Origin of the sequence: Bradyrhizobium archetypum (genome assembly GCF_013114835.1) — a bacterium.
Taxonomy (GTDB): Bacteria; Pseudomonadota; Alphaproteobacteria; order Rhizobiales; family Xanthobacteraceae; genus Bradyrhizobium; species Bradyrhizobium archetypum.
This window is the reverse complement of record NZ_JAAVLW010000009.1, coordinates 1-22,419: the sequence shown is the minus strand read 5'-3', so window position 1 is coordinate 22,419 and position 22,419 is coordinate 1. Positions and strand designations below refer to the sequence as shown.

Sequence of the window (22,419 nt, the reverse complement as noted above, 5' to 3'; positions counted from 1 at the left end):
GAGGCTGGACCCATTGAAGCCTCGAGAAGGAGTCCCTAGGCGGGCAAAGCGCGAGGAATGCCCACCATTCGTTGCAGCGCGCTGATGGTGGGCACGGCGCCGTGCGCCTTTGCGCCCCTACATTTCTTTTTCATCGTGGTCGTGCGACAAGCGCGGAACGGCCGTGGCCTGAATGGAAGCCAACGAACGAGATGCCCGTGCGACGGATTGACGAACCGATTTTCCTGCTGCTGCTGTTTGCCGTTACGCTGGCTTTCGCCTGGGTTCTGCAGCCGTTCTACGGCGCCGTCCTGTGGGCGATCGTCATCGCCGTCATCTTTGCTCCGGTCAACCGCGCGCTATTGAGGTCGATGCGCGGCCGGCCCAACCTCGCAGCGGCGGTGACCGTCCTGCTCATCATTGCCATGGTGATCCTGCCGCTTGCGATCGTCGCGGCCTCCCTGGTCCGCGAAGCCACCAGCCTGTTCGGCAAAATCCAGTCGGGCGAATATGATCTTGCCGGCTACATCCAGCGCATCTTCGATGCGCTGCCGGCCTGGGCCGTGAGCTGGCTGGAACGGTTCAACCTGACCAATCTTTCGACGCTTCGCGACACCCTGTCGTCCAGCCTGATGAAGGGCGGCCAGATGCTGGCGCCGCAGGCGCTCAGCATCGGCATGAACACGTTCGAGTTCATGATCAGCCTCGGCATCATGCTGTACCTGTTGTTCTTCCTGATGCGTGACGGCCGGGCGCTGGCCGAAACGATCAAGGATGCCGTGCCGCTTCGCGCCGACCAGAAGTCCGCGCTCTTCACCAGGTTTGCCGACGTCGTTCGCGCCACCGTCAAGGGCGGCGTTCTGGTGGCAATGGCGCAGGGCGCGCTCGGCGGCCTGGCGTTCTGGTTTCTCGGCGTTCACGCCGCGCTGTTGTGGGCCGTGCTGATGGCGTTCCTGTCGCTGGTGCCCGCCGTCGGCGCCGGGCTGGTATGGGTCCCCGTCGCGATCTACTTTCTCGCCACCGGCGCCGTCTGGCAGGGCGTCGCGCTGATTGCGTACGGCGTGCTCGTCATCGGTCTCGTCGACAACCTGCTCCGGCCGTTCCTGGTCGGCAAGGACACCAAGCTGCCGGACTACGTCGTGCTGATCTCGACTCTCGGCGGCATTGAAGTGTTCGGCCTCAACGGTTTCGTCATCGGCCCGCTGATCGCGGCAATCTTCATGGTGAGCTGGGAGATCTTTGTCGCGTCGCGGCGGGCATCGCGAGACGAGCCGGCCGGAGACGTGTAGCGTAGGATGCGGGTCTACCCGAGCTCAAACGTCGTAACACCAAACACCCGCTCCAGCCGCAGCGCCGGGACTGCGCCGGTGTACATGCGCGCGGTCTCGAACACCGGCGCAAGACCAAGAGCTTCCGCCAGCGCAACCGCGTCGCGGTTGATGCCGGGTGCGTCCAGAAAAATCTCGCCGCCGCCCACCCTTGCGAGCAAGGCCGACAGCACCGCTGCGGCGGTGGCGCGATCGTCGGCCACCAGCGGCCCGACCTTGAAACCCCTTCGGCATGGGCGGATCACACCCCACCCCGCAAGCCTGCCATCTCGCACGATCGCGCAACCGGTGTGTCCGGGCGCGCCGATCCACGCGCGCAGAAACGCTGCTCGCGGCGCCGGAAACACCGTCGCATCATCTGCCTCCACATCAGCCGGCGGCACGTCGCCGAGCGTCATGACATCGCTCCGCCGCACCTCTGGCGCCGTCACCGTGCCGCCATATCGGATGTTGGCGTAAGCGAACTGAAAGCCGGACTTCTTGTAGTTCTCCTGCTGCGCCACCACGCCATCCAGTCCGATCACGCGCGCGCCGGCATGCGCGATTGCCGCATTCCACATCCGCAAGCCATGGCCACGCCCGCGCAAGTCCGGCCGCACGATGTAAAAGCCGAGAAAGGCAAACCGCGCGTCGTAATTGACACAGGAGATCGTCGCGGCCGGCGCGCCATTGATCTCGCCGATGAGAAAGCCGCCCGGATCGACGGTCGCAAAGCAGACGGCATCCGCAAGGCCGGGATTCCATCCTTCAGCCGCGGCCCAGTCGATCGCGATCGAGATTTCGTCCGGCCGCATGGTGCGGATGGTGAAGTCAGTCATGATGACGATCCTTCGACGTCCGTGCATTCCACCGCCATTGCGAGGAGCGACGAAGCAATCCATCTGTCCGCCTGTGGCGCGATGGATTGCTTCGCTTCGCTCGCAATGACGCCGCTACGTTGAGGCATTCACAATTACGACGATTGCCGAGACTGTGCACTTGGCTGCGCGATGATCGCAGTTCCTCAACTCACACTGCGGATCCATGTGGGCAGTCCAGAAATGGCACACATCTTCGCGCAGATTATCATTGCGCCCTTCGAATTGTTTAGCGAAAATTAACCATGCTGGCTGGCGCGGCTTGAGTAGTTGGAGGCTTCACACATGTACCGATCATCGCTCACGCTGGCTTGTACCGTCCTGTGTTGCGGGGCCGCCGCGGCCAGCGACCTGTCATCCGTCTACGTCGCGCCCGGCGGAATCTACGCACCATCCGCCAATGTCTATGTGCGCCCCGGCCCGGCTCATCGGCCGTACGCCGAACCCGGTTACGGATATCGGCAGCCCTCTTATGTGCCGGACCCTGCCTACCGCGCACCGGCAGCGGTCTATGGTGAGTACGGCCCCGCCTACGCCGCGCGCCCGGTCTATGTCGACCGCGCGCCCGCCTATCCCGAGCGCTATTACGCCCAGGACTACGATTATGCCACGGAATACGCGCCGCGGCCGCCGCTGCCCGTGCCCTATCGCGCACGCGCGCGATGCGACGACGGCTATGGCAGGTGGTCGTATTGCGATTGAGCCGGCGGCAGGATCGCAGGTGTGTATTGCGGTGACAGCGCGCAGGATGAGTGGAGCGCGTTGTCCGCCGTAGCTCGCTAGCGCAATAGCGGCCATCGAATGGAGCGACGCAATCAATCCGGCAACAGTCAATTCGCCAACTGCCGCTCTCGCGAACAGAGCTTGGCGTGCAGTGGTCCGATTTCGCGTACGAAAATGGAATTTGATTCCGCGTTAAAGCTCGGTCTCGGGCCCTTTGAATTCGAGTGGGTCGCGTACGTAACCGTAATCGATCGCGCGCAGGCCGATTGAATCCCTCTCAAGCCTATCGGCATCGTGCTACCACCGCACTTTATTTCCCTCACATCGAGCGACACAAATTTATTGCGTAAAATCAGCTAATTACTGAAGCAGCAGAACCGCCGATGTTGGGCAGGACTGAAACAAAAATTGATATAATCTTGGCAAAAAAGCGGGGAAAAACCCCAATGAGGTCTTGATTTGCCTCCTTTCTTTTTGGCGGGGCACTTTGTGAGTAACGAGTATGACTGATCAACAATTGGCTATTCAGGCAATTGGCGAGGCGCAACTCATACTGGAAGAATACCTGCAACCCCGTCCTCAGAACAATGAGCGCGTCCTCGACAAGCTGGTAGAAGTTCTCGAACGACCCGATGTGATGGCTGCCGTAAGCCGCTTGCAGCAGCGTGGTTGCTTCGAGGCGCTCAAATGAGCAAACAGCTTTCATCAATGGCCGTGACGGCTTTCATTGGTGCGGTGCTGTTGTTGTTGTTGGGGATACCGAAGGCGGAAGCGAAACAGCAATGCAGCGCCGCGATGCCGTCAAATCCGAACGGCAAATGGTGGTCGTATCGTCTGATCGACGGACGAAAATGTTGGTACGAAGGCAAGCCAGGGCTTTCCAAAGCCCTGTTGGAGTGGCCCGAGGCCGCCTCCGCGCAACCGTCGCGCAAGAATATTGTGAACGCAGTCGCGGAGAAGCGTCGCAATCCGCTGGAGGCGCAAGCGTGGGCACCGAAGGATGCCGTGCAGGCGTGGGTACCGGAGGAAGCCGTGCAAGCGCGGGCGTCGAATTACATCCCCGATACGTTTGATGCGTTATGGAGCGCAAGGATTTGGCTCTTAGATCGTTAGAAAGTTGACCCGCGGCGTTCCGCCGCGCAAACAAGCAGCGCGATTCTGATGAAGCAAGCGTTAGCCCGGATGAGCGAAAGCGACATCCGGGTTTATTTTGGCCTGAGTCCCGCATCGCTTTGCTCATGCGGGGATACTGGCCCTGCGCGCCATCGGCCTTGTCGGCTGCGTTCGCTGTGCAACTGCGCTACAGTGCGAGAGCTGGCCTGACTGTCCTCACCTCAGGAGCCCGCATGTCTACGGCAATCTCGCTACTCGGCGGCGTAGGCCTTTTCCTGCTTGGCATGACCGTGATGACGGAAGGCCTGAAGTCGCCGGCCGGCTCCGCCCTGCGCGCGATGCTCACAAAGGCTGCGACGCCGCTGCACGGCTCTTTTTGGGGCGCTGTCGTGACGCTTCTGGTGCAGTCCTCGCGTGCAACGACCGCGACGACAATCGGTCTCGTCAGCGCCGGCTTGCTAACGTTGCCGCAAGGGTTGGGCCTTGTCTTCGGCGCGAATGTCGGCACCACGGGCACTGCCTGGCTGGTCGCGCTCATCGGTGTTCGCGTTTCGCTCACGGCCGCGGCATTGCCGATGATCTTCGTTGGCGCGCTGACCAAGCTTCTGGCGCGCGGGCGAACAGCCAGAATGGGCGCCGCGCTCGCCGGATTCGGGCTTTTGCTCCTTGGGCTGACAACCCTGCAGCAGGGGATGGGTGGGCTGGCCGAGCGATTGCACCCGGCGGACCTGCCTGCGGTTCTCGGCGCCCCGGACGTTCGGTGGTGGTCTGGCCTGTTCGGCGTGCTGGTGCTGGTCGTGATCGGACTTTTGATGACAGCGCTGATGCAGTCGTCGACGGCGGCTGTCGCCGTGACCTTGTCCGGTCACTACGCCGGTGCGATCGGGCTGGACCAGGCCTGTGCGCTGATCATCGGCCAGAACCTCGGAGCAGCGACGAGTTCGGTTTTGGCCGCGTTTGGCGCCAGCACCACGGCCAAGCGGCTGTCGATTGCTTATGTCCTTTTCAAGCTGATCGCCGCCCTGATCGCGCTGGTGCTTTTTCCCGTCGTCGTCCCTCGGCTTCTGCGCGCCTCGAGCACCGTCGATGGCGTCACGCTGCTGGCCGGCTATCACACGGCGTACAACGTTGTCGGCGTGATGGTCCTGCTGCCGCTGGTCAACTGGTTCACGCGACTGGTCGAGCGTATCCTGCCCGAGGGTGGCTCACCGCTCACGCGGTGTCTCGATTCCTCGGCGCTCGCCAGTCCGATCGTGGCGGTGGAAGCGGTGCGTCGAGCCATCGCGCTGGTGCTCGTAACGGTGTGCGCTTCGGTCGAGGCGGCACTGACCGGCCGCGCCAAACCAGTTCGTCTTGGGAAGGATGCCGTGTCGGTGCAGCAGGCGGCCGACGCCCTGCGCCAGGCAGAATTATTCCTGTCGGACATGACAGGACCGCCTGATACCGACGAGGAGCAACGGCGTCTCACGAGCACATTGCGCGCACTCGACCGCGCGTCTCGGCTGACGGACCTGGCGAATGGAGGGGTCAATTTCAGTTCGGTGAGGGACGGACCGGAGGACATCCGCGCCGGAGAGCTATGCGCAGAGGTGATGCGCACCGCAGCCGCGATTGCGCGCGGCGTGGCGGCGCCGCCCCGCGTTGCTGGATCGCCGCAGATTGTGCCGGCATCACGCGGCGAAGACGCCATGGCCGGTCCGCGCGCGATCCCGCCCGACGAGGCCATCGCCGAGCTCGAGCGTTGTACGACGCAACTCGACGAAGTGCTGCGCACGCACCGCAGTGCGACGCTTGGCGCAGTCGCCAATGGAATGCTCACCGCCGACGCCGCACTCCTTCGCATCGAAACGATCCGAAACCTCGAAGCGCTGTCGCAGCACGCCTGGCGCTCGGCAATTCATTTGGTCGGTCGCGGCGAGCGCGGGAAGCAAGACTACGGCTGAGTTTGCGAAAATCACGCTAAGCACCCTTGGAACGGACAGCACGTCAAATATTACGATCGTTGCCTGGGTTTGATGCTGATCGAGTTCAGCAGCGTTGCGGTGGCGATCATCGTTACGATGCCCGCGAGACTCAACACTATCTGCATCGCAAGTCCGTCCGAAATGTCGAGCAACGCCACGTGGCTGGCGAACGTCAAGAGAACGCCGACGCAATAAATTGGGAGCGAGTTCTGGCCACAGAGGATCGCGCCGCGCGTTACCGGCTTCGTCAGCCCTCGCCAGTTGCGAGGCACGAACCATGCCGCCAAAACCGCGATGGCCAAAAAATGCAGCAGTCGCAAGGGATCGAGATTCGATTTGTCCAATGGGTAAAGCAGATTCGCCAGCGCCTGCGGGACCAGTGCTTCCAGCGGTTTGATGCGCCAGCTCAATGCAATGAGCAAGCTGAAGAGCAGATACAGGACGGCAAGCACAAGCGTCTTGCGTGATGTCACCCACGGCCGTGGCCTCTTGTCCTCGATCATCCACCACGCGCCAAGCACGAACAGCAACTGCCAGGCCAGCGGATTGAAAGCCCAGTGGCCATTCGGCCAGGCCGGGACGGTCCAGCCAAAGGCATGCACCATCACATAAAGCGACAGCGAGGCGCCAAGCGTCGCGTTCGGCGCTCGCAACAGCAGCCACAGCAGCGGCGCGAACAAGAGGTGAAGCAACACGAAGACCGGCAGCACGTCGGTATTGACGGGACGGTATTGCAGAACCGCCGCGCGTGCGAGCGTTGCGCCGGGATGGTCCAGCAAGATACGCATATTGCTCTCGTCAGCAATACGACCTGCGAGGTGAACCAGGATGGCGCAGGCGAGCGTCAGCAACAGAAATGCGATATAAATGTCCCAGCTTCGTCGCAGCGTTCGGCTGATCACTCCGGTCCAGCCTTCGCAGCGCCATGCTCTGCCGTAGGCCAGCGCGCAGGTTATGCCCGAGACGAACATGAACACTTCCGCGGCATCGCTGAAGCCGTAGTTCCGCAGCGTCAGCCAACTTCCGATGTTGTTGGGAACATGGTCAAGAAAGATGAACCACAGCGCGATGCCTCTGCAGGCATCTATTCGCAAGTCGCGGCCTTGGCCTTTCAGCTCCGGCAGCTCGCCGACCACGAACTCGGGGACTGTAATTCGGTCGTGCATCTGGTTCACCCAAGCCAGCAAAATGGACCTGCCGCTCGAGCCAATCGTGTGAGCTCGTTCACCTTCAAAGGCTTATTTTTTAAGGGAAATCTGCGCGCGAGCGTTGAACGTTGTCGGCTTTGCACGCGATCATTTGAGCTGCGCGATTACGTCCGCCCGTCCTTCGGCGCTTGACGAAGTCCGTCCGATGTCGGCTGTTAGAGAAGAAGAAGACCAGGTTTCGCGTACGCGTTGTTCAATCGGGCTACGTGCTCCCAAGCTTTGGAGACAAGAGTCACCGGAGCCGTTCCAATGAATCAGATTTCGCAGTCGACTGAATTCAAAGCCTTGCGCAAGCCTCCAAACGCGCTCAGCCGACAGAGCTCAGTATCGCTGGCGGCCCTTCGCCGCTCGGACGTGGTAGTTCGCCTGATAAGGGTTGTCTTTGCCTTCGGCGTGGGATGGGCGACGGGAGTTACCTTCTTTGGACGCGCGACGGTGGTGACCTTCTTTGATTTGGGATCGTGTCGATGGCGGTTGATCACCCTCGGAGGCTCCGAAGGACCGACACTGATGTCCTCCGACGGAGAAATGCGTTCGTCGATTAGCACAGGCTGCACTGGTGTCTCGCTGCTCGCAGCGGCAATTTCAAGTCGATCAGCCTTTGCCAACGCAACATGTGAACCGGAATTGCCGACGGTTTCGGCAACGGGCTGGACGACCGTTGATGCACTACGCACTGGAGCTCTGAGTTCCATTGCCGCTAGTACTCCTACACCCAACGGGATGAGGAGGCCCACGAACACCATTCTCAGCATGATGCTCCTCCGACCTGTTAGTGGCGATGAAAATTCTCCGATCTAATGAGGCAAGTTGGCGGCGGCCCACGACCCACGTACAGCCTGTTTGCCGACAGGGTTAACGCCGTCCAGATTTTCCCTGACGCGCGAACGTTGAATGAGCAAGCGTAGCCTGGATGAGCCAACGGATCACACGAATGTGCGCCCGATGACAGGCTTCGTGACATCCGTCGCGCCGGTCAGTCGGGAGGGCTAACCAGCCGGCGCGTGGCCTTTCCTGCATCAGCGGAGGCGGCGCTGCTCAAGCGCATCTTTCAGAATCGCCGTAACTTTGCGATCCAGGATGTCGAGACGGGCGGCGGTAGCAGTGCATTGACGGCGAAGTTCCAGGAGTTCGCCCGAGATCAGCCGTTTGACGGTCGCTTCTACGATGACAGACAACACGTGGCAGACGAACGCGGCGCCGAGAACCCAGGTGACGAGTGGCCGAAAGTCGGGAAATACGTTCCAAACCAAAACACCGAGAATTGCGCCTGCAATCCAGGCACCTGCCTTGAAATATGTCGTCATCTCCGATGCTCCAAATAGAAGCCGGTCAGCAAAACATTCAATCACTTAAGTACCTCAAAAGCCGCCAAGCACTGCTCTCGCAGTGCTGGCGTCCCTGATGCTGGCCTCTCCAATTGCACTGCGTCAAGGGGAGCGGAAGTCAGCCCAAAGCCAATGGCCGTCCGGGCCCGCTGTTCCGCGCCAAGAGCGGCGTTTTTGTCGGAACTTTTTCAGCCTCGGCGGACAATGATGAACGCGGTAGCAGTCTGCACCGAACCGCCATTTCTGGGTGCGCGCGAGAGGGAGCTGGCAGACCGAACAAGCAGCCCACGCACCCTGAAGCCAAGCTCGGCCTCTTCAACACCCTGAGCAATTCCGTCTAGTGCAGCTAGCCACCAAACTCTGGCCAGACTGTTTCAATCGCGGCACTTGATGCGTTCGGCGAACACGCGAGCAATCTTCGTCAGTGCATGCGGAGCGATATCCATCGCGCTTCCACACACGCGATTGGCGGGTCTCGCTTCGCCATCCTACGCACGGGCTGTACCTGTATGCTCATGTGCGCCTCCTTGCGCATCTCTTGCACACGAAAACGCGGGTGCTAGCCGGCACTCGGCATTCCCCGCGCCCTGCTCTCGATGGGCGAAGATAAATTGGCAAAGGCCGGGCGAAACGCGCCGCGGGAATGCGGGGTCTTGTCCTCGTTCCGGGGCGCGAAGCGAACCCGGAATCTCGACATTCGGGATCTGGTCCTTCGGACCATCCCGGAATGACGAGCATAGAGAGCGGAATGCCCCTCTCCACGCCACCCGTTAACCCTTTGCTAACCATACACCGGGCAAAAATTGCCGGGTGAAGTCGAGTGTCGTCGGCCGCGTTTGATACGGGGGATCCCGTGGACGCCAGTGCGGTGCCTCACTTTCGAACCGGCGGCCCTTCGGCCGCCGCGAAGACGTTTGGCGCCCGCGGGCGCCAGTCGCGGGGGGCGGCTACCATGGTCGATGTCACGGCGGGTCAGGGCGGCGCGGGCCCAGGCGTCAAGTTTCCGAGCCTTGGCGAAATCGGCGAGATTTTGAAGCGCGGCGACCTGGCGCTGGCGTTCGGCGTCCTTGTCATCCTGGTCGTCTTGATTCTGCCGCTGCCTTCGCTGGTGCTCGACCTGTTCCTGGCGATCTCGATCACGGTCTCGATCCTGATCCTGATGACCTCGCTGTTCATCCAGGCGCCGCTCGAATTCTCGGCGTTTCCGACCGTGCTGTTGATCTCGACCATGCTGCGGCTGTCGCTCAACATGGCCTCGACCCGGCTGATCCTCTCCCATGGCCATGAGGGCACGGCGGCGGCCGGCCACGTCATCGAGGCCTTCGGCAATTTCGTGATGAGCGGTAATTTCGTGATCGGAATTATCGTGTTCGCGATCCTGGTCATCGTCAACTTCGTCGTCATCACCAAGGGTTCGGGCCGCATCGCCGAAGTTGCAGCCCGCTTCCAACTGGACTCGATGCCGGGCAAGCAGATGGCGATCGACGCCGACCTCTCCGCCGGCCTGATCGACGAGAAGACCGCCAAGGAGCGCCGCAAGGCGCTGGAAGACGAAAGCGGCTTCTTCGGCGCCATGGACGGCGCCTCGAAATTCGTCCGCGGCGATGCCATTGCGGGCTTGCTCATCGTCTTCATCAATATCGTCGGCGGCATCATCATCGGCGTGGCGCAGCAAGGCATGAGCTTTGGCGATGCCGCCCGCACCTACACCGTGCTCACCGTCGGCGACGGTCTAGTGACGCAGGTGCCGGCGTTGATCGTCTCCACCGCCGCGGGCTTGCTGGTCTCGAAGGCCGGCATCACCGGCGCGGCCGACAAGGCGCTGATGAAGCAGCTTTCAGGCTATCCGCAGGCGCTCGGCATGTCGGCCGGCGTGATGCTGGTGCTGGCGCTGTTGCCGGGCATCCCGATGCTGCCCTTCCTCGCGCTCGGCGGCGGCGCCGCGGCGCTGGCTTGGAAGGCGCGCAACCACAAGAACGTCGTCAAGGCGCAGGAAGCCGCCGCGGCCGCCGCGCCCGACGTCGCTGCGGCGGCCGCCCAGGCCGCGGCGGAGGAACCGATCTCCGCCGCGCTCAAGATCGACGATCTCAAGATCGAGCTCGGCTATGCGCTGCTGCCGCTGGTCAACGGCCCTGATGGCACCGACCGCCTGACCGAGCAGATCAAGGCGCTGCGCCGGTCGCTTGCGATCGAAATGGGTTTTGTGATGCCGGCGGTGCGCATTCTCGACAACGTCCAGCTCGAGGCCAACACCTACATCATCAAGATCAAGGAAGTGGACGCCGGCACCGGCAAGATCTGGCCGAACCAGTTCATGGTGATGGATCCCGCCGGCAACCAGGTCGGCGTGCCCGGCATCCACACCGTCGAGCCGACGTTCGGCCTGCCGGCGACCTGGGTCGATGCCGCGCTGAAGGAAGAGGCCTCGCTGAAGGGCTATACCGTGGTCGACGCCGCAACCGTGCTGTCAACGCACCTGACCGAGCTGCTCAAGAACAACATGAGCGACTTGTTGTCCTATGGCGAGGTGCAGAAGCTCCTGAAGGAGCTGCCGAAGGAACAGGGCGAACTGGTCAAGGACATCGTGCCGAGCCAGGTCACGGTGTCGGGCATCCAGCGGGTGCTGCAACTGCTGCTCGCCGAGCGCATCTCGATCCGCGATCTCTCGACGATCCTCGAAGGCATCGCCGACGCGCTCGCCTTCTCACGCAACCCAGCCACTATGGTCGAGCACGTCCGCGCTCGCCTCGCCCGCCAGATCTGTGCACAGAATACCACATACAACGGCTATCTGCCGCTGATCGCGCTATCGGCGCGCTGGGAACAGGCGTTCGCGGAATCGATCGTGGGCCAAGGCGAAGAGCGCAGCCTCGCCATGCAGCCTTCCAAACTGTCGGAGTTCATGACCTCGGTCCGCAATGCCTTCGAGCAGGCCGCCCGCGAAGGCGAAGCGCCGGTACTGGTGACGTCGGCGGCGATCCGCCCGTTCGTGCGTTCGCTGGTCGAGCGTTTCCGTTCGCAGACCACCGTGCTTTCGCAGGCCGAAATTCATCCGCGCGCGCGGCTCAAGACGGTGGGCAGCGTGTAGGGCACGGCGGCGGCCGCGGTGCAAATCAGCGCCAAAAACCCGAAGCCTTTTCGCCACATGCAAACGGTTTGTTCAAAATCGCCAAGTTCGGCCGGATTCCCTGCTGCCAGGCTTCAGCGAAGATAAGGTACTGTAACGCATAAACAATCGTTCATTTTCGCGAACTCCTGATCGCGGCCATTCAAGTCTTTTCACTGCCTTGTGATCGCCTCTTTGGAACGGATCGCCCGATTCCTACGTTTGGTGACGCGAGACGTTGAACCGGCCTGTGAACGCATTCAACGAATTCACAGGCGGGAAGGCGGCAGGAGACTTCCATGAACCATTCGATCTACAGCGCGGATCGCACGACCCATCTCAAGATCGTGGTCGTGGCTTTGGTCGCGGGTATCTTGGTCGCCGGTTTCAGCATCTCCGCACGCACCACCTCGGATGAAGGTCTCACGCAGACCGCGAGCACGCGCGTGATGAAGGCCGGCAAGCCGGTCGCGATTACCAGCTCAGGCAACTCAGTCGTTCGCTAGAGGAGAAATTCACGGAATTCACGCGGCCCTTTACAGCCCCCCAAAGTCGCCACGTGGATAAATAAGACCCCAACTACCCCCAAGTTGACTGCGAAAACGCCCGCTCCCCACGGGCGTTTTCTTTTTGGCTACGAGCCTACGGCCAGAGCGACAGAGGTCCGCTGACACACCCACCGACCTCATTCCTAAGGAGCAATCCCTGAGGAGCAGGCGAAGCCTGCGTCTCGAAGGATGGGCCGCGGGCGAGATACCGGCCTTCATGGTTCGAGACGCGCGCAAGAGCGCGCTCCTCACCATGAGGAGAAGCTTCATTGAGCAGGCACTAGCGAGCCGCCGGCACCGTCTCGATCAGCTTGCCGGCATAGATCGGCGTCGAAGTCGGCTGGCCGGTCGGCGAGCCGCCGGCCGGCTCGACCGTCACCGCATATGTCGCCGTGTTGATCGTGCTGGCATCATAGTCGGCGAGCAGCGAGCGCGCGGTGAAATCGCTGCCGCCGATCACGCCGAGCGAACGCGGGCGCGGCAGGCGGTCGGAGATCAGCCAGAGCTCAAAGCTCTTGCCGGGCTCGGCATCGGCGCCAACCTTGCGCACGGTGAAGTTTTTCGTCGCGGCGTCGACCGTCAGGATGAAGCCGGGCGAGCCGGCATCACGCTGCAACAGCGCGACATATTGCGCCGAGGGCACCGGCTGCGGCGCCGGCGTCTTCACCTCGACCGTCTGGATACGCGGCTTCGGCCGCAGCGCCTCCGGCAGCAGATCCGGCTGATAGACCTGCACCGCCAGCATCGCGACCAGCGCTGCGGCGAGCGCAGTCACAACCGACGCCACGCTGCGCCAGCGCTTTGCCCGGCCCGCCAACTGGATGATGTTGGAATTATCCGCGACCGCCGGCGGCACCTCGGCCGCCACAGGCTCGGCTGGACGTTCGGGTGTCGCAGCCGGCATCGGCGCCTCGGGCAGCGTGAGGGGCGCCTGCGCTTGCGTGGAATGTCCGATCGCGGCCTTGATATTCTCCCACACGATCGGCCGCGGCTCGATCGAGCCCACCATCTGGTTCAGCACGCCGAGCCGGTATTCCCAGGCGTGGACGAGCGCGCTGTATTCGGCATCGACGGCCATCATGGTCTCGACCTGCGCGCGCTCATCGGCATCGAGGGTGCCGAGTGCATATTCCGCGGCGAGCGCGATATGGTCTTCGCTATAGGCCATCGTTCAAGATCCGGGCCTCTAGAGCCCGAGACACTCCCTTATATCCATCATGCTGCGGCGCAGCCACGTCTTCACCGTATTCACCGGCGTCGCGAATTTGGTGGCGAGCTGCTCGCGGCTCCAGCCGTTGTAGTAGGCGAGCAGCACGAGCTTCTGCCGATCCGGCTCCAGACGGCCGATGCATTCCAGCAACCGCTTCAACTCCTCCGTCATCTCGCGCCGCGCCAGCGGATCGGGTGAATCGGCCGCCACTTCCATCGCGGTCGGCTCCTCCTCGATCGAGCTTTCGCTCCGCTTGCGCACCACATCGATCGCCCGGTTGCGCGCGATCGACGCCATCCATGTGATCGGCGAAGATAGGGCCGGGTTGAACTGGCCGGCGCTGTTCCAGATCTTGACGTAGGCCTCCTGAATGACCTCCTCCGCGAGGTCCTGACGGCGCAAGATACGGAGCACGACGCCAAAGAGTTTCGCGCGCGTGGCGGCGTAAAGGCGCTCGAATGCGGCCTCATCCCCCTTCGCCACCGCGGCAATCAGCCAGACCAGCTCCGCTGGCGTCAGCATTCAGCGTCCCCCAAAATCTCGATTTCCAATCGCGTCCTACGCCGGAGCCGACGAGAAGTTTCGTAGCATACCTTGCGTCACAGGGGGCACCAAGTCGCCCAATTTCCGCCCCATCGGCAAGAAAAACCCGGGCCGTGAGGGGCCCGGGCTTCGATCTTCAACCGACGGGTGTGAGAGGCGTCAGGCGACGCCAAGCCGGGCGCGCATCAGGCCGATACTGTCCATGTCGGCCTGCTCCCTGGCGCTCTCCTCGGCGCGCTCGCGCGCCTGGTCGCGCTCGTCGAGCAGCTCGACCTTCTTCAGCTCCTCGAACGCCTCGCTGAGCAGGTTCTTGGCATCCTCGAGCTGGATGCGCAGCTCGTCGGCGGAGCGGGTCAGGTTTTCGCGGCGCTGGATCGCGGCCTTGGCGTAGGTCGGATAGGCGAAGTGAGAGGGATCGTTGATTCCGGCCCGCTCCTGCTCGGTCTGGATTTCGCGCTCGAGATCGACCGACATGCGTTGGAAGTCGGCGATCATGCCTTCGATCTGGGTAACCCTTCGGCGCTTCTCGTCGACCTGAAATTTCTTCAGGCGGATCAGCGTTTCTCGTGACTTCATCGACTCATACTCCCCAGAAGTCCCAATCTGAACGCGGGACGGAGCCGGCTCCCCGGGGGGCCCCACCGGCGGCGTTAATCATGTGCCGGGGATGATGGCCTGACAAAGTTAGCGTTCCGTTTCCAAATCGCTGAGGATTTGCGCCAATCGGCGATAGCCGTCATCCAGGCTCGATTTTTCATCCTTGGCCTGGCGCAGGAATGCTTCCAGCGGTTCATGCAGGCGGACCGCCTCGTCGACCTCCGGACTGGAACCGGCGCGATAGGCTCCTAACCGGATCAGCTCTTCCATGTCGGCGTAGGTCGCCATCACCTGCCGGGCCCGCGTAATCACGGGCAGATAGGCGGGATCGGCCGATCGCGGCATGGTGCGAGACACCGACTTCAGAATGTTGATTGCGGGAAACCGCCCGCGCTCTGCAATCGAGCGTTGCATCACGATATGGCCGTCCAGGATGCCGCGTACGGCGTCGGCGATAGGTTCGTTATGATCGTCACCATCGACAAGCACCGTGAAAATGCCGGTGATGGTTCCGGTGCCGGTGCCCGGCCCTGCCCGCTCCAGTAGTTTCGGCAATTCGGTGAACACGGTCGGCGTATAGCCTTTCGCGGTCGGCGGCTCACCGGCCGACAAACCGATCTCGCGCTGCGCCATCGCAAAGCGCGTGACCGAGTCCATCAAGCAGAGCACATCGCGGTCCTCATCGCGGAAATACTCCGCGATCGCGAGCGTCAGGTAGGCCGCCTGCCGCCGCATCAAGGCCGGCTCATCCGACGTTGCGACCACGACGACCGAGCGCGCCAGACCCTCGTCGCCGAGATCCTCCTGCAGAAACTCCTGCACCTCGCGGCCGCGTTCGCCGATCAGCCCGATGATGGTGATGTCGGCATCGACGTTGCGCGCCAGCATCGACAGCAGCACCGATTTGCCGACGCCGGAACCTGCGAAGATGCCGAGCCGTTGACCGCGGCAGCAGGTCAGGAACGTGTTGAGCGCACGGACGCCGAGATCGAGCGGCGGCCCGACGCGCTTGCGCGAATGCGCCGGCGGCGGCGCATTGCGGTAAGGCATCGGCGACGGGCCCTGCACCAATGGCCCCTTGCCGTCGATCGGCTCCCCCATGGCATTGATGACGCGGCCGAGCCAGGCCGGTGACGGACGCACCTGGCTTGCGGCGGTCGCAATGACCGCGCGGCAACCGCGTCTGACACCGTCAAGCCCTCCGAATGGCATCACCACCGCATTGCTGCCGGAGAAGCCGATGACTTCAGCCGGGATCAAGCGATCCCCGCCGGTATCGATGACGATGCGGGCGCCGACCGACATCGCATGAATGGGGCCTGCGATCTCGACCATCAGGCCGCGCACGCCCACCACGCGGCCATATATATTGACGCCGTCGATATCGCCGATCTGCTCCGCGAGCGCCTTCATTGCGAAAACCTTAAGTTTCCGCACTTTAAGAAACCGCGCTTAACCTCGTGTTTACCCGCATCATTAATCATTGCGTCACTGTCTTTGGTGACTGAGAGCGCTTGCCCGTCAGAAGAAGGGCTAAACGCGGGAGTCGGTTAGGCCCGTCTCTTAATCTGGAACCTGAGTGGGCACTATGGAGAAAAGCTGCTTCTGAGCAACATCTTAGGGCGATTCGCTGTAAATTGCACTTAAAGAGCTTGCGAACCGGAATCAGATTTTGTTAACCATGTGTCTGTCAGGATCCGAATCAGTTGTTAAAGGCGTTTTGAGTGCCGCAAGTGCGGCCGACCTGACGCCCGGAGCGGCGGACTAAAGGGGACTGGCATGCGCGTTTTGCTGATAGAAGATGACAGCGCCGTCGCGCAGTCGATCGAATTGATGCTGAAATCCGAGAGTTTCAACGTCTACACGACGGACCTCGGGGAGGAAGGCGTCGATCTAGGCAAGCTTTACGACTACGACATTATTCTTCTCGACCTCAATCTGCCCGACATGTCTGGCTATGACGTGCTCAAGCAGCTCCGGGTATCGAAAATCAAGACTCCCATTCTGATCCTCTCCGGCCTCGCCGGCATCGAGGACAAGGTCAAGGGTCTCGGCGTCGGCGCCGACGACTACATGACCAAGCCGTTCCACAAGGACGAACTGGTTGCCCGCATCCATGCGATCGTGCGCCGTTCCAAGGGTCACGCCCAGTCGGTCATCCAGACCGGAGATCTCGTGGTCAATCTCGACACCAAGACGGTCGAGGTCGGCGGCCAGCGCGTGCACCTGACGGGCAAGGAATACCAGATGCTGGAGCTGCTCTCGCTCCGCAAGGGAACCACCCTTACCAAGGAAATGTTCCTCAACCACCTCTATGGCGGCATGGACGAGCCCGAGCTGAAGATCATCGACGTCTTCATCTGCAAGCTGCGCAAGAAGCTCGCCAACGCTTCCGAAGGCCGCAACTTCATCGAAACGGTGTGGGGCCGTGGCTACGTGCTGCGCGAGCCGCACGAGGCGGACGAGCGCATCCCCGCCTGAGCAAGGGTTTGCAGCGAGCCGGACGGCTCACTACTCCCGACTGGACCCCGCCCGAAACGGCGGGGTTTTTGCTTGGGCAGAATTCGTTGGATTGAACCGCCCGGTTCGGTGCACCGACTGACAGATCGTGCGAACCTGTCGGACGCACGAGTTGGGGCGAATTCATGATTCTGCAATCGCTTGCCGGCCTGCCGGCATTCCTGGTCTACTTCTGCACGGCGATAACAGCCGTGGTGGCCTATCTCTTCGTCTATACCCGCATCACCGCGCATAACGAATTCGATCTGATCCGCGCCAACGAGCCAGCAGCCGCGATCGCGCTGGGCCTCAGCCTGCTTGGCTTCGTGCTGCCGTTGGTCAGCGCGATCACCCATTCGGCCAACGTTTGGGATTGCCTGATCTGGGCCGGGATCGCGCTGGTCGTGCAGATCATCGTTTATTACCTCGTCAGGGTTCCGGTGCCGAAGCTGTCGGAGCGGATCGCCGCCGGCGAGCTTGCCGCCGCGATCTGGCTTGGGCTGTCCTCGCTGGCCGCCGGCGCTATCAACGCCGCCTGCATGGTCTACTGACCATGGCCGACAACGCACCCCAGGATTTCGGCAAGCGCAAACCGGCCTCGGTCCCGGCTTCGCCGCGCCCGGTTCCGCCGCCGGCCAAGCGCTCGGGCCACGTTGCGCTGCTGCTGATGGGCACGTTTGCGGTCGGATCCGCCGCTTACACGCTGATGCCGAGCCGCGCTTGCGAGCAACCTTCGAACGCCTACACGGCGTCACCAACGCAAAACGCGACCGAATGCTCGTCACGCAGTTCTTCCTCCAGCCATGGCGGCAGCTCCGGGGGCGGATCGTCCTCGCGTAGCGGCTACTACAGCAGCGACTACTCCTCCTCGAGCAACTCCTCCTCAAGCCATTCCTCATCCGATTCGGGCCCACACGCGGTGCAGCGCGGCGGCTTCGGCTCTTTCGGGCATGCCATCGGCTTCTCAGGCGGTTGAATTTCATGCAGCGGATCGACTGCTCCGAACGTGACGACTGGCGTGCCACCGCCGAAGGCGCCGGGTTCACCTTTCACACCATTGATGGCGAACGCTATTGGGACGAACGGGCCTATTATGCGTTCACGCTGCAGGAGATCGAACGGCGGATCGAGGCGCCCACCGCCGAGATCGAGGCGATGTGCCTCGAACTGGTCGGCCGCGCGGTCAACGATGAAAAATATCTGCGCCGACTGAAAATACCCGAGTCCTTTTGGCCGCTGATTTCCGAAAGCTGGCGCCGCCGCGATGCCAGCCTCTACGGCCGGCTGGACCTGAGCTATGACGGCTGGAGCCCGGCGAAACTCCTGGAATACAACGCCGATACGCCGACCTCGCTGTTCGAAGCAGCGGTATTTCAGTGGACCTGGCTCGAACAGGCGATGGAGCGCAACATCATCCCCAAGCGCGCCGATCAGTTCAATTCAATCCACGAGCGGCTGATCGACGCCTGGAAGAAACATGGTCGCGTGAAGCATCTTCATCTCGCGGGAATGACCGACAATATCGAGGATGCCGGCACGCTCGCCTATCTGCAGGACACTGCGAGCCAGGCCGGATTGACGACGACGTTGATGGACATCAAGGACGTCGGCCTGGATGGCGACGGCCGTTTCGTCGATCTCGCCGATCGCACCATCGAGCTCGCCTTCAAGCTCTATCCCTGGGAATGGATGTTCCGCGACACGTTCGGCGCCAACGTCGCAACCGCGCCGACCCGCTGGATCGAACCGCCATGGAAGGCGATCCTCTCCAACAAGGGCATCCTTCCCCTGCTATGGGAGATGTTTCCGAAGCACCCAAATTTGCTGCCGGCCTATTTCGAGGACGACCCGAAAGCATCGATGCTCGGCTCCTCGTTCGTCCGCAAACCGCTCTACTCACGCGAGGGCGCCAATGTCGCATTGGTCAGCGCCGGCAGCACGCTGGCGGAGCTAGAGGGCCCCTATGGCGCGGAAGGCTTCATCCGGCAGGCATACGCGCCGCTGCCAAGCTTCACCGACCAGTATCCGGTGCTCGGAAGCTGGCTGGTCGATCATACGCCATGCGGCCTGTCAATCCGCGAGGACGAGAACCCGATCACGGGCAACACGTCACGCTTCCTGCCGCACGCGATATTGTAGTTCTCCCTCGCCCCGCTCTTGCGGGGAGAGGGTCGGGGCGAGACGCTCTATCCTCGAATCCCAATGACAACCGGAGTGCGCCGAGCGACCCCTCACCCGGCGCTACGCGCCGACCTCTCCCCGCGAAGAGCCGGGCGAGGTAAAGAAGGTCAGCTCGCCGCAGCAACCGCCCGCAAGGTCTGCGGCACCATGGTCGATGCCCCCACGCGTATCACCGGCGCGATGTTCGGACGGTAAAGTCCGCGGCGGTCCGGATAGGGCTTGAAGGTGTTGGTAATGCCGACCACGGATTCGGCTGCGCCCAGCGCCAGCACGCCATCGGGCTCCAGCATGCGGGAGAGCCGCTCGAAGATGTTGGCCTTGGTGGTCTGATCGAAATAGATGAGCACGTTGCGGCAGAAGATGATGTCGAACACGCCGAGATGGGAGAAGTCCTGCAGCAAATTGAGCTGACGATGCTGCACCATGCTGCGCAGCTCGGCATTGATCTGCCAGAGTTCGCCGTTCTGGGTGAAATATTTCACCAGCAACTGGATCGGCAATCCGCGCTGCACCTCGAACTGGCTGAAGATTCCGGCCCTCGATTTTTCCAGCACGGCCTGTGACAGATCCGTCGCGATGATCTCGGTGCGCCAGCCTGACAGCATGTGTCCTGCTTCCTTCAGGCACATCGCGATCGAATAGGGCTCCTGCCCGGTGGAGGAGGCCGCGCACCAGATGCGCAAGGAGCGGCGGGCCGCGCGTGCCTGCGCCAGCGCCGGGAGTACCGTCTCGCGCAAATGATCGAACGGAATCTTGTCGCGGAAGAAGAACGTTTCGTTGGTGGTCATCGCCTCGACCACGTCGGCCGTCAACGTCTCGGCCCCGCTCCTCATCTTCGCGACGAGTTCGGAAATCCCCGGCAGGCTGGACTTGCGCGCCAACGGCAACAGCCGGCTTTCAACCAGATATTGCTTGTCGGCCGACAGATCGAGCCCGGAGCGCTCTTTCAGAAGCTTACGCAAATACTCATAGTCTGAAGGCGTCACGAACGATCTCCCGAAAACAACCGAACCAGTTTGGCCGCGATCTGATTGAGCGGCAGAACCGCCGCGCAAATACCTGCATTGGTGGCCGCGCCCGGCATGCCCCACACCACGCTGGTCGCTTCGTCCTGGGCAATCACACTGCCGCCGGCGGCGACGATCTCCTTGCCGCCGCGCATGCCGTCGGAGCCCATGCCGGTCAAAATCACGGACATGATGCTGCCCTGCCAGACATCGATGGCGGAATTGAACAGCGGATCCACCGCGGGTTTGCAGAAATTCACCGGCGGCCCGTCGTCAAGCGCGATCGCCGCATCAGTGCCGTGGCGCACGACGCGCATGTGGCGGCCGCCGGGCGCAAGGTAGATCCGTCCAGGCTTGACGAGCTCGCCATCGACGGCCTCATGCGCCGGACGGCGGCTGGCACGCGCCAGATGTTCGGCGAGAATGGTGGTGAAGGTCGGCGGCATGTGCTGGGTGATCAGCACCGGAAAGCGATCGATCACCGGACCGATGTCGGCGACCAGCGTCATCAGGGCCTGCGGACCACCGGTCGAGGAGCCGATCAGGAGCACACGCGGCGCCAGCATGCTGAACGGCCGGCGCGCGAGCTGCAGTTGCGGAGCCGGTGCTGCGGCCGGCTGCGGCGCGACTTCGCGTACCCGGTCGAGGGCCGGCGCCGGGGACGGGCTCGCGGCAGGCGACGCGCGCCGGCGCGCCCTTGCGCCCAGATGACGAATCTTCTGGATCAGATCGTGGTGGAAGGTCTCGGCAGCGGTGGCTTCGCGCGTGCTTTCCGGCTTTGGAATATAATCGGCCGCGCCGAGCGAAAGCGCCTTGAAGCTGATCTCCGCATTGCGGCGGGTCAGCGTCGACGCCATGATGATGACAAGGTCGCGCTTTTTCGCCAGCAGTTGCGGCAGCGCCGAAATGCCGTCGAGATCCGGCATTTCGATATCGAGCACGGCAACATCCGGTTTGACGCGCTCGATCTGGTTGACAGCGTCGAGACCGGTGCGCAGCGAGGCCGAGACCTCCATGTCCGGCTCGGCGCCGATCCAGCGCGAGATCATCCCGCGGATCACGACGGAGTCGTCCACCACCATGACACGCAGCTTGTCCTGCCGTGTCGAGACTGGCGGCGGTGACCTCGTTAACGCAACACTCATTACTTCACCCGACCCAACTCAAGCGGCACACTTACAAAAACAACGCCGAAGGCCGTTGAGCCGCCGGGATCACATGCGAGAGATCAGATCAGGCCGACTTCCTGGAACTTCGCGGTCACGATGTCCTTGTCGAACGGCTTCATGATGTATTCGTTGGCGCCGGCATGCAGCGCGCGCGCGATGTGCGCGACATCGTTTTCGGTGGTGCAGAACACCACCTTGGGCGCGTCGCCGCCGGGCATGCGGCGCAGATTGCCGAGGAATTCGTAGCCGTCCATGACAGGCATGTTCCAGTCGAGCAGAACCGCCTCAGGCATCGCGCGCTTGCAGACTTCAAGCGCCTTCTCGCCGTCCTCGGCCTCGACGATCTGAAAGTCGAGACCTTCGAGAATGCGGCGTGCGACCTTCCGGATGACGCTCGAGTCATCAACGACCAGACATGTTTTCATTTTAGGCCTCCAGTTACATCAATTCCCAAGAGGGAAGCTTCCGTTCGAGATTGGATTCATGCCGCCATCAGGTCGGGCGCGAGTTCGAGAACGCGATCGACGTCGAGGACGACCATGAGCTGGCCGTCGAGGCGGTGCACGCCGCCGGCGAGCTTTGCCATGCGGGGATCGAGGTTGACCGGGTTTTCCTCGCAGCTCGCGTCGGGCAGCCGCAGCACCTCGCCGATCTGGTCGATCAAAAGGCCGTAGGACTCGCCGCGCAGATCGACGCCGACCGCCATCGGCGGCTTGCCGTCGTCGTTCTTCGGCAGGCCGAGCCGGGCGCGCATGTCGACTACGGTGACGATGCGGCCGCGCAGATTGAGCACGCCGGCGATCTCGGCAGACGACAGCGGCACCCGCGTCAGCCGTTCCGGCATGAACACGTCCTGGACGCGGGAGATCGGCAGCCCGAACAATTGGCCGCCGATCACGGCGGTGACGTATTCGGCCACGGTGCCCTCGATGGTCTCGGTCTTGGTTGTCATATGCAGTTACCTTGTTTGAGCACGCTGATGCCCTAGGCCGCTTTCCGGGTGTCGGCGGTTTGTTCCTTGAGCGCCGCGATCAGGCCGGGCCGGTCGAACTTGGCGAC

The 22,419-nt window shown here is 62.4% G+C and carries 24 protein-coding genes; 13 read left to right on the top strand and 11 right to left on the bottom strand.

What is annotated here, in order from left to right:
* Positions 1–197: 197 nt before the first annotated feature.
* Positions 198–1,268, top strand: a complete 1,071-nt coding sequence (locus HCN50_RS26875) for an AI-2E family transporter (RefSeq protein ID WP_171712916.1) — start codon at positions 198–200, stop codon at positions 1,266–1,268.
* Positions 1,269–1,282: 14 nt separating this feature from the next.
* Here HCN50_RS26875 and HCN50_RS26870 read toward each other — a convergent pair whose 3' ends face one another.
* Positions 1,283–2,125, bottom strand: a complete 843-nt coding sequence (locus HCN50_RS26870) for a GNAT family N-acetyltransferase (RefSeq protein ID WP_171712915.1) — start codon at positions 2,123–2,125, stop codon at positions 1,283–1,285.
* A gap of 324 nt (positions 2,126–2,449) precedes the next feature.
* Here HCN50_RS26870 and HCN50_RS26865 point away from each other — a divergent pair, with 324 nt between their 5' ends.
* The 4 genes from HCN50_RS26865 (at position 2,450) to HCN50_RS26850 (ending at position 5,943) form a co-directional block, all read left to right on the top strand.
* Positions 2,450–2,866, top strand: coding sequence for a hypothetical protein (locus HCN50_RS26865; protein ID WP_171712914.1), 417 nt, complete (start codon positions 2,450–2,452; stop codon positions 2,864–2,866).
* A 523-nt stretch (positions 2,867–3,389) separates the two neighbouring features.
* Positions 3,390–3,578, top strand: coding sequence for a hypothetical protein (locus tag HCN50_RS26860; RefSeq protein ID WP_171712913.1), 189 nt, complete (start codon positions 3,390–3,392; stop codon positions 3,576–3,578).
* A complete protein-coding gene (locus HCN50_RS26855; protein ID WP_171712912.1) occupies positions 3,575–4,000 on the top strand; it encodes a hypothetical protein in 426 nt (141 codons plus the stop codon). Before HCN50_RS26860 ends, HCN50_RS26855 begins: the two co-directional genes overlap by 4 nt.
* Before the next feature lie 233 nt (positions 4,001–4,233).
* Positions 4,234–5,943, top strand: a complete 1,710-nt coding sequence (locus HCN50_RS26850; protein ID WP_171712911.1) for a Na/Pi cotransporter family protein — start codon at positions 4,234–4,236, stop codon at positions 5,941–5,943.
* Positions 5,944–5,993: 50 nt separating this feature from the next.
* Here the strand turns inward: HCN50_RS26850 and HCN50_RS26845 are convergent, their stop codons facing one another.
* Positions 5,994–7,100, bottom strand: a complete 1,107-nt coding sequence (locus HCN50_RS26845) for an OpgC domain-containing protein (protein WP_311968230.1) — start codon at positions 7,098–7,100, stop codon at positions 5,994–5,996.
* On the opposite strand from HCN50_RS26845, the gene HCN50_RS33800 reads away from it, so the two are divergent.
* Both HCN50_RS33800 and HCN50_RS26840 read left to right on the top strand, forming a co-directional pair.
* Positions 7,005–7,304 (top strand): hypothetical protein, encoded by a 300-nt coding sequence (locus tag HCN50_RS33800; RefSeq protein ID WP_235977257.1) that lies wholly within the window; start codon positions 7,005–7,007, stop codon positions 7,302–7,304. The two genes, HCN50_RS26845 and HCN50_RS33800, sit on opposite strands and share 96 nt — an antisense overlap.
* A 117-nt stretch (positions 7,305–7,421) precedes the next feature.
* The gene (locus HCN50_RS26840) at positions 7,422–7,973 is read left to right on the top strand and encodes a hypothetical protein (RefSeq protein WP_171712909.1); all 552 of its coding nucleotides are present in this window, start codon (positions 7,422–7,424) and stop codon (positions 7,971–7,973) included.
* A gap of 218 nt (positions 7,974–8,191) precedes the next feature.
* Here HCN50_RS26840 and HCN50_RS26835 read toward each other — a convergent pair whose 3' ends face one another.
* Entirely contained in the window at positions 8,192–8,479 is a 288-nt protein-coding gene (locus tag HCN50_RS26835; RefSeq protein ID WP_171712908.1) for a hypothetical protein, read from the bottom strand.
* A 973-nt stretch (positions 8,480–9,452) separates the two neighbouring features.
* On the opposite strand from HCN50_RS26835, the gene flhA reads away from it, so the two are divergent.
* Positions 9,453–11,588 carry a flagellar biosynthesis protein FlhA gene (gene flhA, locus HCN50_RS26830; protein WP_171712907.1) on the top strand — a complete coding sequence of 712 codons (2,136 nt, stop codon included), beginning with the start codon at positions 9,453–9,455 and terminating at the stop codon, positions 11,586–11,588.
* Positions 11,589–11,905: 317 nt separating this feature from the next.
* Entirely contained in the window at positions 11,906–12,112 is a 207-nt protein-coding gene (locus HCN50_RS26825; RefSeq protein WP_171712906.1) for a hypothetical protein, read from the top strand.
* Between the two features lie 322 nt (positions 12,113–12,434).
* Here the strand turns inward: HCN50_RS26825 and HCN50_RS26820 are convergent, their stop codons facing one another.
* The 4 genes from HCN50_RS26820 to fliI form a co-directional block, all read right to left on the bottom strand.
* The gene (locus HCN50_RS26820; protein ID WP_171712905.1) at positions 12,435–13,322 is read right to left on the bottom strand and encodes an anti-sigma factor; all 888 of its coding nucleotides are present in this window, start codon (positions 13,320–13,322) and stop codon (positions 12,435–12,437) included.
* An 18-nt stretch (positions 13,323–13,340) separates the two neighbouring features.
* Positions 13,341–13,886, bottom strand: a complete 546-nt coding sequence (locus HCN50_RS26815) for a sigma-70 family RNA polymerase sigma factor (protein WP_171712904.1) — start codon at positions 13,884–13,886, stop codon at positions 13,341–13,343.
* A 180-nt stretch (positions 13,887–14,066) separates the two neighbouring features.
* Positions 14,067–14,483: a flagellar export protein FliJ gene (gene fliJ / locus HCN50_RS26810; protein ID WP_171712903.1), complete on the bottom strand. Its 417-nt coding sequence runs from the start codon at positions 14,481–14,483 to the stop codon at positions 14,067–14,069.
* A 108-nt stretch (positions 14,484–14,591) separates the two neighbouring features.
* Positions 14,592–15,917, bottom strand: a complete 1,326-nt coding sequence (gene fliI, locus HCN50_RS26805; RefSeq protein ID WP_171712902.1) for a flagellar protein export ATPase FliI — start codon at positions 15,915–15,917, stop codon at positions 14,592–14,594.
* A gap of 366 nt (positions 15,918–16,283) precedes the next feature.
* On the opposite strand from fliI, the gene ctrA reads away from it, so the two are divergent.
* From ctrA to HCN50_RS26785, 4 genes are all read left to right on the top strand, one after another.
* Positions 16,284–16,985, top strand: a complete 702-nt coding sequence (ctrA, locus tag HCN50_RS26800) for a response regulator transcription factor CtrA (RefSeq protein WP_016848562.1) — start codon at positions 16,284–16,286, stop codon at positions 16,983–16,985.
* Between the two features lie 164 nt (positions 16,986–17,149).
* Entirely contained in the window at positions 17,150–17,554 is a 405-nt protein-coding gene (locus HCN50_RS26795; protein WP_171712901.1) for a DUF350 domain-containing protein, read from the top strand.
* A gap of 2 nt (positions 17,555–17,556) precedes the next feature.
* A complete protein-coding gene (locus tag HCN50_RS26790) occupies positions 17,557–17,979 on the top strand; it encodes a hypothetical protein (protein WP_171712900.1) in 423 nt (140 codons plus the stop codon).
* A gap of 5 nt (positions 17,980–17,984) precedes the next feature.
* Positions 17,985–19,142 carry a glutathionylspermidine synthase family protein gene (locus HCN50_RS26785; protein ID WP_171712899.1) on the top strand — a complete coding sequence of 386 codons (1,158 nt, stop codon included), beginning with the start codon at positions 17,985–17,987 and terminating at the stop codon, positions 19,140–19,142.
* Positions 19,143–19,291: 149 nt separating this feature from the next.
* On the opposite strand, the gene HCN50_RS26780 is transcribed toward HCN50_RS26785, so the two are convergent.
* The 4 genes from HCN50_RS26780 to HCN50_RS26765 form a co-directional block, all read right to left on the bottom strand.
* A complete protein-coding gene (locus tag HCN50_RS26780) occupies positions 19,292–20,170 on the bottom strand; it encodes a CheR family methyltransferase (protein WP_171712898.1) in 879 nt (292 codons plus the stop codon).
* Positions 20,167–21,336, bottom strand: a complete 1,170-nt coding sequence (locus HCN50_RS26775; RefSeq protein WP_171712897.1) for a protein-glutamate methylesterase/protein-glutamine glutaminase — start codon at positions 21,334–21,336, stop codon at positions 20,167–20,169. Before HCN50_RS26775 ends, HCN50_RS26780 begins: the two co-directional genes overlap by 4 nt.
* Positions 21,337–21,419: 83 nt before the next feature.
* Complete coding sequence (locus HCN50_RS26770; protein ID WP_028347253.1) at positions 21,420–21,785, bottom strand: response regulator; 366 nt, start codon at positions 21,783–21,785, stop codon at positions 21,420–21,422.
* Positions 21,786–21,841: 56 nt separating this feature from the next.
* Positions 21,842–22,312 carry a chemotaxis protein CheW gene (locus HCN50_RS26765; protein WP_171712896.1) on the bottom strand — a complete coding sequence of 157 codons (471 nt, stop codon included), beginning with the start codon at positions 22,310–22,312 and terminating at the stop codon, positions 21,842–21,844.
* Positions 22,313–22,419: the final 107 nt, after the last annotated feature.